Annotated in this window: 16 protein-coding genes; 8 read left to right on the top strand and 8 right to left on the bottom strand. The window is 41.6% G+C overall.

Annotated elements, in window-relative coordinates:
- Positions 1-61 precede the first annotated feature (61 nt).
- From prkA to ACVHUV_RS09905, 4 genes are all read right to left on the bottom strand, one after another.
- Positions 62-1,957 carry an ATP-dependent protease PrkA gene (gene prkA, locus ACVHUV_RS09920; RefSeq protein ID WP_317941893.1) on the bottom strand — a complete coding sequence of 632 codons (1,896 nt, stop codon included), beginning with the start codon at positions 1,955-1,957 and terminating at the stop codon, positions 62-64.
- 710 nt (positions 1,958-2,667) lie between these two features.
- Entirely contained in the window at positions 2,668-2,853 is a 186-nt protein-coding gene (locus tag ACVHUV_RS09915) for a transposase (protein ID WP_462086891.1), read from the bottom strand.
- Positions 2,854-2,873: 20 nt separating this feature from the next.
- Positions 2,874-2,924: a hypothetical protein gene (locus tag ACVHUV_RS09910; protein WP_462086890.1), complete on the bottom strand. Its 51-nt coding sequence runs from the start codon at positions 2,922-2,924 to the stop codon at positions 2,874-2,876.
- Between the two features lie 499 nt (positions 2,925-3,423).
- Positions 3,424-3,849, bottom strand: coding sequence for a DUF1801 domain-containing protein (locus ACVHUV_RS09905; RefSeq protein WP_462084490.1), 426 nt, complete (start codon positions 3,847-3,849; stop codon positions 3,424-3,426).
- Between the two features lie 403 nt (positions 3,850-4,252).
- Here ACVHUV_RS09905 and speD point away from each other — a divergent pair, with 403 nt between their 5' ends.
- Genes speD through nspC form a run of 6 tightly spaced genes read left to right on the top strand, consistent with a single transcriptional unit; the run spans position 4,253 to position 10,611 of the window.
- A complete protein-coding gene (gene speD / locus ACVHUV_RS09900; protein WP_317941895.1) occupies positions 4,253-5,065 on the top strand; it encodes an adenosylmethionine decarboxylase in 813 nt (270 codons plus the stop codon).
- A 12-nt stretch (positions 5,066-5,077) separates the two neighbouring features.
- Positions 5,078-6,538 carry an aminotransferase class I/II-fold pyridoxal phosphate-dependent enzyme gene (locus ACVHUV_RS09895; RefSeq protein WP_462084489.1) on the top strand — a complete coding sequence of 487 codons (1,461 nt, stop codon included), beginning with the start codon at positions 5,078-5,080 and terminating at the stop codon, positions 6,536-6,538.
- Complete coding sequence (gene speE, locus ACVHUV_RS09890; RefSeq protein ID WP_462084488.1) at positions 6,535-7,386, top strand: polyamine aminopropyltransferase; 852 nt, start codon at positions 6,535-6,537, stop codon at positions 7,384-7,386. The genes ACVHUV_RS09895 and speE overlap by 4 nt, the downstream gene beginning before the upstream one ends.
- Entirely contained in the window at positions 7,376-8,233 is an 858-nt protein-coding gene (gene speB, locus ACVHUV_RS09885; RefSeq protein ID WP_462084487.1) for an agmatinase, read from the top strand. The genes speE and speB overlap by 11 nt, the downstream gene beginning before the upstream one ends.
- An 18-nt stretch (positions 8,234-8,251) precedes the next feature.
- On the top strand, positions 8,252-9,451 hold the full coding sequence (locus tag ACVHUV_RS09880) for a saccharopine dehydrogenase family protein (RefSeq protein ID WP_371389740.1): 1,200 nt from the start codon (positions 8,252-8,254) through the stop codon (positions 9,449-9,451).
- Positions 9,452-9,468: 17 nt separating this feature from the next.
- Complete coding sequence (gene nspC, locus ACVHUV_RS09875) at positions 9,469-10,611, top strand: carboxynorspermidine decarboxylase (RefSeq protein ID WP_317941900.1); 1,143 nt, start codon at positions 9,469-9,471, stop codon at positions 10,609-10,611.
- Positions 10,612-10,675: 64 nt separating this feature from the next.
- Here nspC and ACVHUV_RS09870 read toward each other — a convergent pair whose 3' ends face one another.
- Together ACVHUV_RS09870 and ACVHUV_RS09865 are read right to left on the bottom strand one after the other, a co-directional pair.
- A complete protein-coding gene (locus ACVHUV_RS09870; RefSeq protein ID WP_317941901.1) occupies positions 10,676-10,813 on the bottom strand; it encodes a hypothetical protein in 138 nt (45 codons plus the stop codon).
- Complete coding sequence (locus ACVHUV_RS09865) at positions 10,813-11,127, bottom strand: hypothetical protein (RefSeq protein ID WP_317941902.1); 315 nt, start codon at positions 11,125-11,127, stop codon at positions 10,813-10,815. The genes ACVHUV_RS09870 and ACVHUV_RS09865 overlap by 1 nt, the downstream gene beginning before the upstream one ends.
- A gap of 141 nt (positions 11,128-11,268) precedes the next feature.
- Between ACVHUV_RS09865 and ACVHUV_RS09860 the strand changes: the two genes are divergently transcribed.
- On the top strand, positions 11,269-11,658 hold the full coding sequence (locus ACVHUV_RS09860) for a hypothetical protein (protein WP_317941903.1): 390 nt from the start codon (positions 11,269-11,271) through the stop codon (positions 11,656-11,658).
- Positions 11,659-11,786: 128 nt separating this feature from the next.
- On the opposite strand, the gene ACVHUV_RS09855 is transcribed toward ACVHUV_RS09860, so the two are convergent.
- Positions 11,787-12,704, bottom strand: a complete 918-nt coding sequence (locus tag ACVHUV_RS09855; protein WP_462084486.1) for a stalk domain-containing protein — start codon at positions 12,702-12,704, stop codon at positions 11,787-11,789.
- 139 nt (positions 12,705-12,843) lie between these two features.
- Between ACVHUV_RS09855 and ACVHUV_RS09850 the strand changes: the two genes are divergently transcribed.
- Positions 12,844-13,251 carry a YugN family protein gene (locus ACVHUV_RS09850; RefSeq protein ID WP_317941905.1) on the top strand — a complete coding sequence of 136 codons (408 nt, stop codon included), beginning with the start codon at positions 12,844-12,846 and terminating at the stop codon, positions 13,249-13,251.
- A 64-nt stretch (positions 13,252-13,315) separates the two neighbouring features.
- Here the strand turns inward: ACVHUV_RS09850 and ACVHUV_RS09845 are convergent, their stop codons facing one another.
- Positions 13,316-14,527 carry a CynX/NimT family MFS transporter gene (locus ACVHUV_RS09845; RefSeq protein ID WP_317941906.1) on the bottom strand — a complete coding sequence of 404 codons (1,212 nt, stop codon included), beginning with the start codon at positions 14,525-14,527 and terminating at the stop codon, positions 13,316-13,318.
- Between the last annotated feature and the right edge of the window lie 267 nt (positions 14,528-14,794).

Raw genomic sequence — 14,794 nt, 5'->3', positions numbered from 1 at the left:
AGTCCACTCGTTTTTAGTAGTATATGCAACGACTGGCGTTTAATTGTAATATTCGGATAAATCATCTGTTAAGAAGACTGCCTACGTATTTCAATAGTTCATTCGCAGAAATGGAATTGTAGCCATGCTCCTCGATAAGACGTGCTACGACCTCGTTTATCTTCTTCAAATGTGTTTCATCTGGCGTCGAAGAAGACGTCGTGATTTTGACGACATCTTTCAAATCGGAGAATAATTTCTTTTGAATTGCTTCACGTAGTCTCTCGTGCGATTGGTAGTCAAAACGCTTTCCTTTTCGTGCATATGCAGAAATGCGGATCAGGATCTCTTCACGGAACGCTCTCTTCGCGTTTTCTGATATGCCGATTTGTTCTTCGATGGAACGCATCAATTTCTCGTCAGGATTCATTTCCTCACCAGTGAGCGGGTCTTTCAACTTATGCTTGTTACAAAACGCTTCAACATTATCCAAATAATTGTCCATTAACGTTTTCGCAGACTCTTCGTATGAATAAACAAAAGCTTTTTGGACTTCCTTCTTAGCAATTTCGTCAAATTCTTTGCGAGCGATTGAAATGTAATTCAAGTATTCTTCTTTGTCCTCTTTCGATATGGACGCATGCTGATCGAGCCCCTCTTTTAATGCGCGCAATACGTCTAATGCATTAATGGCATCGACTTCTTTACGGATAATGGCAGAGGAAATCCGGTTAATGACGTACCGTGGATCAATGCCGTCCATGCCTTCATTCGGGAACTCCTTCTTCAATTCTTCCAAGTCGGCGGAATTGAAACCTTCTACATTTTCCCCATCGTACAACCGCATTTTCTTGACGATGTCGATGCCTTGTTTCTTAGAAATTTTCAACCTCGTCAATACGGAGAAGATCGCTGCGACACGTAAAGCATGTGGCGCGATGTGCACGTGATGCATATCACTTTCCCGGATCATCTTCTCATAGATTTTCTCCTCTTGGCTCACTTTCAAGTTATATGGAATCGGCATAACGATGATCCGGGAATGCAACGCTTCATTCTTTTTATTGGAAATGAAAGCCCGGTATTCCGTTTCGTTCGTATGTGCAACAATTAATTCATCTGCACTGATTAACGCAAATCGCCCTGCTTTGAAATTCCCTTCTTGTGTCAACGATAATAAATGCCATAGAAATTTCTCATCTAGCTTGAGCATCTCCTGAAACTCCATCATGCCACGATTTGCCTTGTTAAGTTCGCCATCAAACCGATAAGCACGAGGATCAGATTCCGACCCGTACTGGGCAATTGTTGAGAAATCAATACTTCCCGTTAAGTCAGCAATGTCTTGTGATTTCGGATCAGATGGTGTAAACGTTCCGATTCCAACCCGTTTGTCTTCCGAGAAAAACATTCTTTCAACTAGCACATCTTCAATACGGCCATCGTACTCCGTTTCCAACCGCATTGTATTCAGTGGTGATAAACTTCCTTCAATGCGGATGCCGAACTCCTCAAAGAAGTCATCTCGTAAGTGCTCAGGGATTAAATGCAATGGATCTTCATGCATCGGACAGCCTTTAATTGCATAAACTGCGCCTTCCTCTGTTTTCGAATATTGTTCCAGACCTCTCTTTAACAACGTAACAATGGTAGATTTCCCACCACTCACTGGTCCCATTAATAACAATATCCGTTTGCGGACATCAAGACGTTTTGCCGCTGGATGGAAATATTCATTCACAAGACGTTCTACAGTGTCCTCGAGTCCAAAAATTTCATTTTCAAAAAAATGATAGATGGTATGCCCATTTTTCTTCGTTTCACCGTGACTTTTTATCATTTCATATACTCTTGAGTGCGCCGTTTGTGCAACTTCTTTCCGTTCACGCAAAATGTCCAAATACTGTGCAAAGGTACCTTCCCATTTCAGCTTGTTCTCTTCATCTCTGAATCGTTCAACCTTCTGTAAAATGTCCATTCATGTCCCTCCAATGTGGAGCTTGGTTTCATTTAGTGTATGCAAGTACGCGCCGTAAAATGAAGCAAACAAAAGAAGCTGCTAAACGAAACGACTCGTTTAACAGCCTCAACTTGTTGACAGACACGTTCATCCATTGTTGCTCGACATATTTGAAATTTTACGCCCTACATAGCTTGACAATCCGATGAATAATCTAATGCATCAGGCGTGTTGATTAACCAATTTGTAAGATATAAGACTACACAATTTCCCTTGTAATCCTTGTTATATACCGGTTTTCTCCTCGAGGCGGACGCGTTCTTACTCGGAGTCAAGTTCTTTGCTAAATTGTTTTTGGGGTATAGAAAAACTAAATGGCTGATGATTTCAACTAGCTGTTGCTTTCCGTTCCGGCGCTCGCTTTCCGCGGGCATGGCTTGAGCCTCCTCGGTCGCGAAAAGCATGCGCCCTGTGGGGTCTCAAGGCTCATGCTATTCCCGCAGGAGTCGAGCGCCTTCACTCCTAGCAACAGGTGACACTAGTTCAATAAAAGTATGTATGCCAAAAAGACCTAACAAATAACTATTTTTTCGCAAGGTCATTTGTGCTATAGTAAAGTTGTCTTGTTACGAACCAACTTTTGCTGATTCGTAATCATAAAGGATGCCATGTTGATTAAGGTGAAATGCCACTTTCAGCGACTTATTCATACATGCATCCACGGCAACCTAATGGGGCTTACCCTGGGGTTGCTTTTTAAATTGATCATAGTATTCCACAATCGTATTCTTTGTTCGCTTTCGGAGTGAAATCATGGACATCACCATTAAATATAGGATTTTTCTTAATCTCCGATTTCCTCGCTTATTGTTTCGATCCTCATACTGAAGCTTGCCGGATTGATACCTTTGAATATCAATTCCTGCGAATGCGTTTATATCTGTTTATGATTCTTAAAACGGCGGATGTCGCCTAACTCACCGATGATCCTTACTGCGGTGGTCTCCCCGATCCTGGAAACGAAAGAAGCACTTTAAAATCCACTCGTTCTTTTGATAAATTGACTATCTGCCTGATGATATCCTTTTTCTTTTCCCTAAGTTCCAGAAGGCATTTCAGTACAGGGTCTTCAGCACGCGCTGTTCCCGCAGGAAATGCCGTAACGAAGAACAGCTTTTGCGAACGAAAGCGAACCGTTTTGAGCATATCTTTGCACTACCCCGTCTTCTGCTCCAATCCTGATGAGCGTTTTATCAAGTGAGAAGCAAATAAGTTGTCGCCACAAACTAGTTGGCTGGAGTGCAGGCGCCGACTCCTGCGGGGGTATAGCACGAATGGTGAGACCCCACAGGGAGCGAAGCGGACGAGGAGGCTCACCCGTGCCCCGCGGAAAGCGTGCGCCGGAACGCAAGTCAACGGGTTCAAAGTAGTCTACTGATAAATAGATGGTTAATCAACAAACCTGCTAATGCATAACACAATCGTTAGTTACCGTCAGGATAAGTTCTCCGAAGAAAGTCGATCGATTGGTCAATCAATTGTTTCAAGACATCAACATCGATGTCAGCCACTTTATTAATATAGACACACGCTTTCCCTGATGTATGCTTCCCAAATTTCGCAAGTGTTTCTTCTCTTGCAGTGTCTCCAGGAGCAAAGTACAGGCTAATCTTTGCTTTTCTCGGAGAAAACCCGACTAACGGTGCATCTCCTTCGTGACCGGTTTTGTATACATAATGATACGATCCGAAACCGATAATACTCGGCCCCCACATTTTTGCTTCATAGCCCGTAGCTTCTGTAAAAATATCAAGGAGCTTATAGGCATCCTCACGTTTTTTCGGGTTATCCACAGCTTCAATACATTCAATCACACTATTATCAGTTTCTTTCGTTTTTAGTTCATACATTCGGTTTGCCCCTTTCATATTAACTGAATAATGCTATCACTTGAAATTCCATTGAAATTATTATAACGTTAATAGCTACAAATCCAAAACAACCCTAACTGTAAGCGCAATTTCGTGATGAATTTTTTAGTTCATGTAATCAGATTTTCACGGTCAAACTTTCTTCAATTTCAACGAAGAAAATGCATTGAATTTCCTATTTAATTAATCGGTTGTAAATTATCTTGACTCACCCTTTTTTTACTTTATAATTAGATTGATTTTATTACAATGGCAATGGTTGTCCCGTAAGATTGAGTGATGTGGAGATGCTTGAAGAGATGACAGTTTTACACATTTTACTCATCAGCAATTTTACGGTTCTTGCTAGCCTGATACCCGAATAGAAGGAGTGATAGTTGGGTTGGAAAATAAGCTGAAATTGTACGGCTTTAACAACCTCACAAAAACACTTAGCTTTAACATCTATGATGTAAGCTATGCAAAAAGTGAGCGGGAGCAAAAAGATTATATTGCCTATATCGATGAGCAGTACAATTCTGAACGGCTGACAAACATCTTATATGACGTCACAGAAATCATTGGCGCACATGTATTGAATGTGAGTAAGCAAGATTACGATCCGCAAGGCGCTAGTGTCACAATCCTAATTACGGAAGAGACATTACCTGTCGCTTTAATAGACGAATCGTGTAATCGAGGGGCAATCGATATTTTAAAAACCCGGGATTCGGTTGTAAGTCATTTAGACAAAAGCCATGTCACCGTCCATACGTACCCTGAATACCATCCGGATAATTCTATCGCCACTTTTCGTGTAGATATCGAAGTATCCACATGCGGTGAAATCTCGCCGCTCAATGCACTTGATTATCTAATAGGAAGCTTCGATTCGGATATCATTACGACTGATTATCGGGTCCGTGGGTTTACACGCGATGACAGAGGGAAGAAGTTGTTTAGAGATCATAAAATGACATCGATCCAAGACTATATCGATAGCGAAACGTTACAGAAATACGATGCCATTGATGTCAATGTATATCAGTCCAATATTTTTCATACAAAACTGCTGATTAAAGACATTAACTTACAAAATTATCTTTTCAATACGGATGTTTATGAAATCCCTCCGAAAGAGCGGTTATATATCACAAACAACTTACGTAAAGAAATGATTGAAATATTCAGTGGTTCCAATATATATGAAGAGTGAGAGGAGCGTATCATGAACATTCTTTCACAACAAAAAGCCCCAATTATGGAGGCGCTTAACAAATATAAAAAAATGAGGGTCGTTCCATTTGACGTTCCTGGCCACAAACGTGGTAGAGGGAATGAGGAATTGACCGCTTTTTTAGGCGAAAACTGTATGTCTTTTGACGTCAATTCCATGAAACCATTGGATAACCTTATTCACCCTGTTTCTGTTATTCGAGAGGCTGAAGAACTTGCTGCCGACGCATTTGGGGCGAAGCATGCCTTTTTCATGGTGAATGGAACGACATCCGCAGTGCAAGCAATGGTGATGACGGCTTGTAAAGCGGGCGAAAAGATTATTATGCCAAGAAACGTACACCGGAGTGCCATTAATGCGTTAATCATTAGTGGCGCCATTCCGGTCTATGTGAATCCGGGTTCCAAAAAAGAACTGGGCATTCCGCTTGGGATGGCGGTGGAAGACGTCAAACAAGCGATTAAAGAACATCCTGATGCGAAAGCGATTCTTATTAATAATCCGACATACTATGGAATTTGTTCCAATATGAAGGAAATTACTGCTCTCGCTCATCGTCACGGGATGCTTGTGCTTGTAGATGAAGCACATGGAACACATTTTTATTTTAGTGATGAGTTGCCTGCTTCAGCCATGTCTGTCGGTGCAGATATGGCTGCCGTTAGCATGCACAAATCAGGTGGCTCATTGACTCAAAGCTCCTTGCTGTTAATTAACAACGAAGTGAGTGAAGGGTATGTCCGACAAATTATCAACTTGACGCAAACAACGAGTGGTTCTTATTTACTCATGTCATCTCTTGATATTTCAAGAAAAAATCTCGCTTTACACGGTGAAGAAATTTTCAAGAAAGTGATGAACATGGCTCGTTATACGCGTGAGGAGATTAACAAAATTGGCGGCTACTATGCTTTTGCGGATGAGTTGAAAAATGGTGATACGATTTACGACTTTGACCTAACAAAGCTGTCTGTCCACTCTTTGGATATCGGACTCGCTGGTATCGAAGTGTATGATATTTTACGCGATGAATACGACATTCAGATCGAGTTCGGAGACATCGGCAACTTCCTTGCGTACATATCCGTTGGCGATCGTCATTTAGACTTGGAGCGCCTCGTCTCCGCACTCGCAGAGATTAAAAGGCGCTATAGCACCGACAAAAGTGGCTTATTCGATCATGAATACATTAAACCACAAGTCGTTTACACTCCTCAAAAAGCGTTCTATGCTCCAAAAGAAACATTGCCGATGGCGCAAAGTGTTGGCCGTATTTCAAGTGAATTCGTCATGGCGTATCCACCGGGCATTCCGATTCTTGCGCCTGGTGAACGAATTACAGGTGAAATTCTTGAGTATATCCAGTACTGCAAGGATAAAGGAAGTTTCATGACAGGGACGGAAGACCGGGAAATCGAGCATATCAATGTCGTAAAGGAGTCTGAGCAATGAAATTATGGTTTACTGAAAATCACTCGCCCAATGTGACATTTTCCATGAAAGTCGATGAACATTTGTACACTGGTAAAAGTGAGTTCCAAAAAATCGACATCTTGCAAACAGCAGAATTCGGACGGATTTTAACGTTAGATGGTCTTGTAATGGTAACCGAGAAAGACGAATTCATTTACCATGATATGATTACGCACGTTGCAATGGCGACGAACCCGTCCATTAAAAAAGTGCTCGTTATTGGTGCTGGAGATGGCGGAACAGTCCGCGAACTGACGAAGTATGCCACCATTGAACATATTGATATGGTTGAAATTGATAAAATGGTCGTGGATGTGTGTAAGGAATACTTGCCGCAAACAGCATCGAAGTTAGAAGATCCACGTGTTCATTTACATTTTGAAGACGGATTGAAATTTATCCGTTCAAAAAATGATGAATACGATTTAATCATTGTCGACTCCACTGATCCATTCGGACCGGGTGAAGGGCTATTCACGAAGGAGTTTTATGGCAATTGCTACAAAGCGCTTAATGAGGAAGGAATTTTAGTCAATCAACACGAAAGTCCGTTTTATGAAGAAGATGCTTTAGGCATGCAGCGTGCGCATCAGCGGATTATCGGTTTCTTTCCGATTTGCAAAGTGTACCAAGTCCATATTCCAACCTATCCATCCGGCCATTGGCTATTCGGATTTGCTTCTAAAAAGTTTGATCCGATAAAAGATTTGCAAGCGGATGATTGGAATAATCTTGGGTTGCAAACGAAGTATTACAACACGGACGTCCATGTCGGATCGTTTGCCTTACCTAATTACGTAAAGGAGCAATTGGAAGATGTTGAATAGAAATGTTGAAACATTCATTGGCTGTGACAATGAATATGATGAGTCTGGCATTGTGATATTTGGTGCTCCTTTCGATTCCACTACGTCTTTTCGTCCAGGTACCCGTTTCGCTAGCAAAGCGATGCGTGGAGAATCTTTCGGAATCGAAACGTATAGTCCCTACCAAGATAAAGACTTAGAAGATATGAACGTCTTTGACGGCGGGGATTTGGAGTTAAGCTTCGGAAACACCGAAAGAGCTTTAGGCCAAATCGAAGCGTTTACGAGCAAAATTGTGAAAGACGGCAAAATACCTTGCATGATTGGTGGAGAGCACTTAGTGACGCTTGGATCAGTTCGCGCTGTTGCTGAACAGTATCCAGATTTGCACATCGTACAATTCGATGCTCATGCCGATTTGCGGGACGAGTACCTTGATGAGAAACTTTCACACGCATCCGTCATCCATCGCGTATGGGATATTGTCGGAGATGATCGGATCTTCCAATTTGGAATCCGCTCCGGTGATCGTAGCGAGTTTGAGTGGGGCAAAGACCATGTATACACAAACAAGTTCAACTTTAATGGCTTAGAAGACATTGTTGAGAAGTTGAAAGGGAAACCTGTGTATTTAACAATCGACTTGGATGTGTTAGACCCTTCGGTTTTCCCAGGGACAGGTACACCAGAAGCTGGCGGTGTTTCGTTCATGGATTTATTGCAAGGGATCTTGACGGTCAGTGAATTGAATATCGTCGGTTGTGATGTGAACGAATTATCACCGGTCTACGACCAAAGTGGCGTTTCAACTGCCGTCGCTTGTAAAGTACTTCGTGAATTACTATTGGCAATTCATAAACAAAAATAATTATGGGTGGTGTTTTGATTGGGTAAAGCGTTAATTATTGGTGCAGGTGGAGTAGCAAGTGTAGTTGTTCATAAATGTTGTCAAGTTCCGGATGTGTTTGAAGAGATTTGTATCGCAAGCCGAACAAAATCAAAATGTGATGCGTTAAAAGAAAAGCTTGATGGTGGGCGTACGAAAATCCAAACGGCACAAGTGGATGCTGACAATGTGGACGAACTCATCGAATTAATTAACGATTTCAAACCGGAAATCGTCATTAACGTTGCACTTCCATATCAAGATTTAACAATCATGGATGCATGTCTTGCAACAGGTGTGCATTACTTAGATACAGCAAACTACGAACCGTTGGATACTGCGAAGTTTGAATATAAATGGCAATGGGCGTACAAAGAGAAGTTTGAGCAAGCTGGACTTACAGCACTATTAGGTAGCGGCTTTGATCCTGGTGTAACTGGTGTATTCTCTGCGTATGCACAGAAGCATTATTTTGACGAAATCCATACGATCGATATCGTAGATGCAAATGCAGGTGATCACGGGTATCCATTTGCAACAAACTTCAACCCGGAGATCAACATCCGTGAGATTACAGCGAACGGTCGTTATTGGGAAAACGGTGAGTTCATCGAAACACCGCCACTTTCTGAAAAACGTGTGTACGATCTTCCTGAAATCGGACCAAAAGATGTGTACCTTCTCTATCATGAAGAATTAGAATCATTAGCTGTTAACATTAAAGGGATTAAGAAAATCCGTTTCTGGATGACATTCTCCCAAAACTATTTGACACATTTGAAAGTGCTTGAAAATGTCGGAATGACATCGATTGAACCAATTGAATTCGAAGGACAACAGATTGTCCCATTGCAGTTTTTGAAGGCGATCCTTCCTGACCCGGCTTCTCTTGGACCACGCACAAAAGGAAAAACGAACATCGGCTGTATTTTCCAAGGCGTTAAAGACGGCGAAGAGAAAACGTATTATGTATACAATATTTGTGATCACCAAGAATGTTATCGCGAAGTCGGTTCCCAAGCGATTTCTTATACAACAGGTGTTCCAGCCATGATCGGTGCAATGCTCATTATGACGGGTGCATGGAAAAAACCAGGCGTGTTCAACGTTGAAGAGTTCGATCCAGATCCGTTCATGGATGCATTAAACAAATACGGACTTCCTTGGCAAGAAGATTTCAATCCTGAACTAATCGACTGATGGGAGGCATGCAAACAATGAAATTGAATTTCGATCCAAACGCTGTTCCCTCCCCTTCCTATGTTGTGGATGAAGCATTGCTTATCAAAAACTTGGAGTTGCTCAAGTCGGTCATTGACAGAACCGGTTGCAAAATCTTGCTCGCACAAAAAGGGTTTTCGATGTTTTCCGTCTATCCGCTCATCGGCAAGTATTTGAATGGTGTTACTTCAAGTGGGTTGTTAGAGGCGAAACTAGGGTACGAGGAAATGGGGAAAGAAGTGCATACGTATGCACCTGCTTTTTCGGAAGTGGATTTTGATGAAATCCTTTCCTACTCTGACCACTTAGTGTTCAATACGTTTGAACAATGGCGACGTTTCCGCGACAAAGTGAAAAACTATCCGAAGCAGATTGAATGCGGCATTCGCATCAACCCAGAATACTCGGAAATCGAAGTCGATATGTACAACCCTTGCTTTACGAATTCTCGGTTTGGTGTGACGCTTGAAAACTTCGAACCGGATGAGTTGGAAGGCATTAGCGGATTGCATTTCCATACGATGTGCGAACAAAACTCCGATACACTGGCACGTACAATCAAAGTTGTTGACGAGAAGTTCGGCAAGTATTTACACGGCATGAAATGGATTAATTTCGGTGGTGGTCATCACATTACACGACCTGATTACGATATCGAAACCCTTATTGAATCTATCTTGTTCATGAAAAATAAGTATGACTTGGATGTGTACTTGGAGCCGGGCGAAGCGGTTGCCCTTAACACGGGTTTCCTCGTATCGACCGTGTTGGATACAATGCACAACGGCATGCCGATAGCAATTGTTGACACTTCCGCATCTTGTCATATGCCAGATGTATTGGAAATGCCATACCGGCCGGAAATCGTCGGAGCAGGCGTCGCAAATGAAAAAGCAATTACGTACCGATTAGGCGGACCAACATGTCTTTCGGGGGATGTCATCGGTGATTATTCATTTGACGAACCGTTACAACCTGGCGACAAACTCGTATTTTGTGACATGGCCCATTACTCGATGGTGAAAAACAATACGTTCAATGGCATGAACTTGCCGTCTATCGTATTAAATACGGTGAATGAAGGACCAAAAGTCATTAAGTCATTTAACTACGAAGATTTTAAGGAACGGTTGTCCTAACGGATTACATGGCTACAAAGAGGTGATCTTGCTTCTTTGTAGCCTTTTTTCAATGCTCAAACGTTTACAACGGGCCTACGATATCTTCCGCTACAGTTAAGCCTTCCAATTTTGTTGAACCAAAAATGAGCAGGAGCAAGAAGAGCACGAGAATCACTTTATTGATAAAGGATGGAGCGTCAAATTCTTTTTTCTCAACCATTACTGTCCCTCCTCCTCACTGTTCATCCGTTTTTTAATTCCTTCAAACACTTCATCCATTGTCAAATCACCGTTTGCTGCCAAGAAATCCGTTAACGTATTCACTTGATCGGCTTTAGATGATTTGAATTCACCTAACAAAGATACATAAATGATTGGCTGACTTCTATAAATTTGTACGGAGTCCACTTTTAGTTTGCCGAGTAAAAGAAGCGTTGCTGCAATGATTTCAATGTCTTTTCCTTTTAAGAGGTCACTAATTGTATAGGATGATTTTCCATGTTGCTGAAAATGGTTATACATTCGTTCACTCACCTTTTGCTTCCTTTCTATACTATATGGAAAAGCAGGATGGATTGTTCAATCATTTGATTTTTCATAAACGCTCCTTTACAATGAACTTCCACTATATCTTACGCAATAGTGAAAACAATTCGCATCGAGGTGTTCATCATCATGAAAAAACGACTAGCCTTATTTTGTGGTGCTCTCCTGCTCGCGGGATGTGCAAATGACAACGCAGAAGAACAAGTGAAACCTGACTCCGCCCTAGAAAGCAATGAACAGGCTGAATCACCATCCAAAGACGTTGAAACAAACACGAGTGCAGATCATGTGGCTGACTTGACTGATTATGAAGAATACGATGTTCTGTCAAGCGAAATTGACGTAGATGCCTACATAGCAAGTGTTGTGGAGGACAATGAAGGAAAGCGAGTCATCCTGTTTTCCAATGAAGTCGGAGAGAAAATCTATAAAAGTATTTTCGTTAAACACGATCAACGCCTAAAAATTATCGACTTACACGATGATGGCCTACTATTTAACGACACTATCAACGAATGACAAAGAAAGCCCTACGTCTCTGCAGCCTTTAGAAGCAGAGATGTAGGGCTTGTTTATGTTTGGATTAAGTTGACCTTATTGGTTGTAGAGTTGTAGAGTGGTCGTTCATCATCTTAGCAGAAATGACCTTATTGGTCACTTAACATTGCATCTAAAAAGTCCTCTGAAACATAGGTCTTATTCCCACCAATTAATTCCGGTGCGATTGCAAATTGTCGAAGGCTTTTATTTAGACCATACTTCTTTTCTCCACGTGTAATCGTGAAAGAACGGTTTTCCTTCTTTACGAGCGCTCCATTGATATGCCCTTGAGATACGACTGTGTAGCCTAGAGCCTCTGCAACTTTGCGCAGTGGAATCATTTTGACCCCGTCTTTCATGTAGTGATCCGCTTTAATGATTTTGTTAACAGTTGCTTCTTCAGATTGTTCCAATGGATCCAAAGCAATCACTTTTGTTGGTGTCGTTTGTGGCGGAATGCTTCTCGTTGTTGCTGTATAAAATACCATCAGCTCTTTCCCTTTCAAATCAGCTTTCCCAATCGCTTTGCCCTGTTGGTTTTGGAGGACTGTATCTCCCGCAATCGTCAATTTCAATTCTTTATCTAAACTAAGGAATTCATCATCGAATTTGTTTACCTTTACGTTTTGACCATTTTCATCTTTTACAACGACAAGTTCAGGTGTGTATTGCGCAGGATAGATTAAAATCATCGGTTTGTTTTTGTCATAATAGGCTTCCACATGCATTCCCTTTTTCAAACGATCGCTCGCAATCGTTGCTGTCGTTTTGTTGCTCAATAAGTATGATTTTTCGTTGATGATTAAAACTTCTTCAATTCCTTCCTCATTTTCAATTGTTACTCTCAAAGAACTTTTAGATGCTTCGACTGCTGTAATGACACCACTCGCTTTCATATAATCACTGGCGTGTTCAGCTTGCTCTTTGCTCACTTGTACGTTTGCCTCCTTTGCTGATACCGAGTGAGCGACAACTGGGCTTCCTGCTAGAAGTACGGTTAATGCCACTGCTCCTAATTTTTTCATCTCTTTCTCTCCTGACATTAGGTATTCACTGATTAGACGGAAAACATTGCTAAAAGTTACAACTCTTTTTTCAAATATGTATAGCAATATTCAATTTCGTGAATGTTAGAAATGACTATCAAAAAAGGGAGTGCACAGCATGTTGGAATTGCAAACAGAATTGGAAGGAAAAAGAACCCATTTTGGAGAATTCCTTAATTTGATTGAGCCCAAAGGCTATCATTTAGGCGGCGGATGGGATTACCATTCAGGTTGTTTTGACTCTATATTACATCGTGAAGGTGGAGAAACCATCTATTTGCGTATGCCCTTCTTAGTTCGTGACGGGATACTAGATGACCAATATGCAGGTATCGAATTTACAAAGCCTTATGTCATTAAACATGTCGTTAACGTTGGACTAGACAGTGACATGAGTTCACTCGGCACCGCTACGTTTAACCAATTCCAAGAGCCGATCGACAAAGACGCAACAATACACGATAAAAGCAAATGGGCATTAGCCGGCGAGCAAGCAATTGAAGAAATTATCCCGTATTTGCAGTGAAGGTTGAATTGAAGAAAATGCGAAAGAGGAACTCCCACAATAAGGAATTCCTCTTTAACGTTTATTACGAAATAATTTTCCGATCTTTTCCGGCTTGCATGCCACATAAGAACAGTAGCAATGATCCGATCAGGAAGATGAACATAGAGCTGTTCCATGAGCCAGTTAAATCATGTAGAAAACCGAATAGAACTGGTCCACTGGCCGCGAGCAAGTACCCGTATGACTGCGCCATGCCAGATAAAGTAGCGGCTTCCATATGTGTTTCCGTTCGGAGCGTGAAGAACATCATCGACAGCCCAAAAGATGAACCGCCAGCAATACCGATAGCCACCATCCAAAGAGCTGTAAAAGATGAACCTCCACTTAACCAAACCCCACCATATCCAATTAAGTAAAGGGCAACAATTCCCACTACAATGCTGCGTTGGTCTTTCACTTTTCCAGCAAGTATCGGAATGATGAATGTCATCGGCAATTGCGAGAATTGTAACAAAGATAACATCCATCCCGCTTGAGCGGCACTCATCCCCCCACTCGTAAGCATTTCAGGCATCCACGCAGAGGTCGAATAAAACAATAACGATTGCAATCCCATGAAGAATGTGACCGCCCAAGCAATTGGGGAACGCCAGAAAGGATTGCCTTTGTTCGCTGTTCCAGTAGATGGTTTTGCTTGAATGTCCATTTTTCTTCTCAACTGTGGAAGCCATAAAAAGATGGCGAGTCCGGCTAATAGCGCCCATATTGCTAACGCCCCTTGCCAACCGAATTTTGTCTGTTCCACAATTGGCACACTAATTCCCGAAGCAATTGTTGCAGAAATGTTCATCGATACTGAATAGATACCTGTCATTAATCCAATCTGAAGCGGGAAATTCAGTTTTAATAAGCCTGGCAATAACACGTTTCCAAATGCGATTGCGACACCTATTAAAAATGTCCCGATTAATAATAAGGGAATTGCTCCAATAGATCGGATAACAATGCCTATCGTGAGTAGACAAAGCGATACAAACAATGTCAGCTCCATACCGAACCGATTTGCCAGTTTAGGCGCAAAAGGTGAAATGATTGCAAAAGCTAATAATGGAATGGTTGTTAAGAAACCTGCTAACACGTTCGACATGTTCAAGCTATCTCGGATTGGCCCTATAATTGGTCCAACTGAAGTTAAGGGTGATCGAAGGGTTGAAGCGATGAAAACAATGCCGATCACTAAAAGCCATGTCTGCTTTGTAAATGTAAGTTTTCTAGAATGATGTTGAGCATCCATGACATCTCCTCCTCTTTCTTTTTGAATTCACTCTAATTTAAATGATCTCTGAATAGTATCCACCAACATTTTAGAGGATTCATACCACATTATATAAATGCTTAAAGAGCATATCATATGGACACATTTCTTAAAAGAATTGAAATGATGCACGTTAAATTTAGTAGTATTCAGAACACTCTTCCCCATACAAAAACGGATCCCCCCAGTCCGTGAGATCCGCCTTGTATGTACCTTTATGTTCTTGTTTGTTGAATAGTGTTTCAC

This window comes from Sporosarcina saromensis (assembly GCF_054901285.1).
This window is presented reverse-complemented; position numbering and strand designations above follow the sequence as displayed.

Bases quoted from the DNA above. Each gene is read 5' to 3' on its own strand.
- ACVHUV_RS09845 (WP_317941906.1), bottom strand. From the start codon at position 14,527: ATGGATGCTCAACATCATTCTAGAAAACTTACATTTACAAAGCAGACA.
- ACVHUV_RS09855 (WP_462084486.1), bottom strand. From the start codon at position 12,704: ATGAAAAAATTAGGAGCAGTGGCATTAACCGTACTTCTAGCAGGAAGC.
- ACVHUV_RS09860 (WP_317941903.1), top strand. From the start codon at position 11,269: ATGAAAAAACGACTAGCCTTATTTTGTGGTGCTCTCCTGCTCGCGGGA.
- nspC (WP_317941900.1), top strand. From the start codon at position 9,469: ATGAAATTGAATTTCGATCCAAACGCTGTTCCCTCCCCTTCCTATGTT.
- ACVHUV_RS09895 (WP_462084489.1), top strand. From the start codon at position 5,078: ATGAACATTCTTTCACAACAAAAAGCCCCAATTATGGAGGCGCTTAAC.
- speE (WP_462084488.1), top strand. From the start codon at position 6,535: ATGAAATTATGGTTTACTGAAAATCACTCGCCCAATGTGACATTTTCC.
- speB (WP_462084487.1), top strand. From the start codon at position 7,376: ATGTTGAATAGAAATGTTGAAACATTCATTGGCTGTGACAATGAATAT.
- ACVHUV_RS09850 (WP_317941905.1), top strand. From the start codon at position 12,844: ATGTTGGAATTGCAAACAGAATTGGAAGGAAAAAGAACCCATTTTGGA.
- ACVHUV_RS09905 (WP_462084490.1), bottom strand. From the start codon at position 3,849: ATGTATGAACTAAAAACGAAAGAAACTGATAATAGTGTGATTGAATGT.
- prkA (WP_317941893.1), bottom strand. From the start codon at position 1,957: ATGGACATTTTACAGAAGGTTGAACGATTCAGAGATGAAGAGAACAAG.
- ACVHUV_RS09870 (WP_317941901.1), bottom strand. From the start codon at position 10,813: ATGGTTGAGAAAAAAGAATTTGACGCTCCATCCTTTATCAATAAAGTG.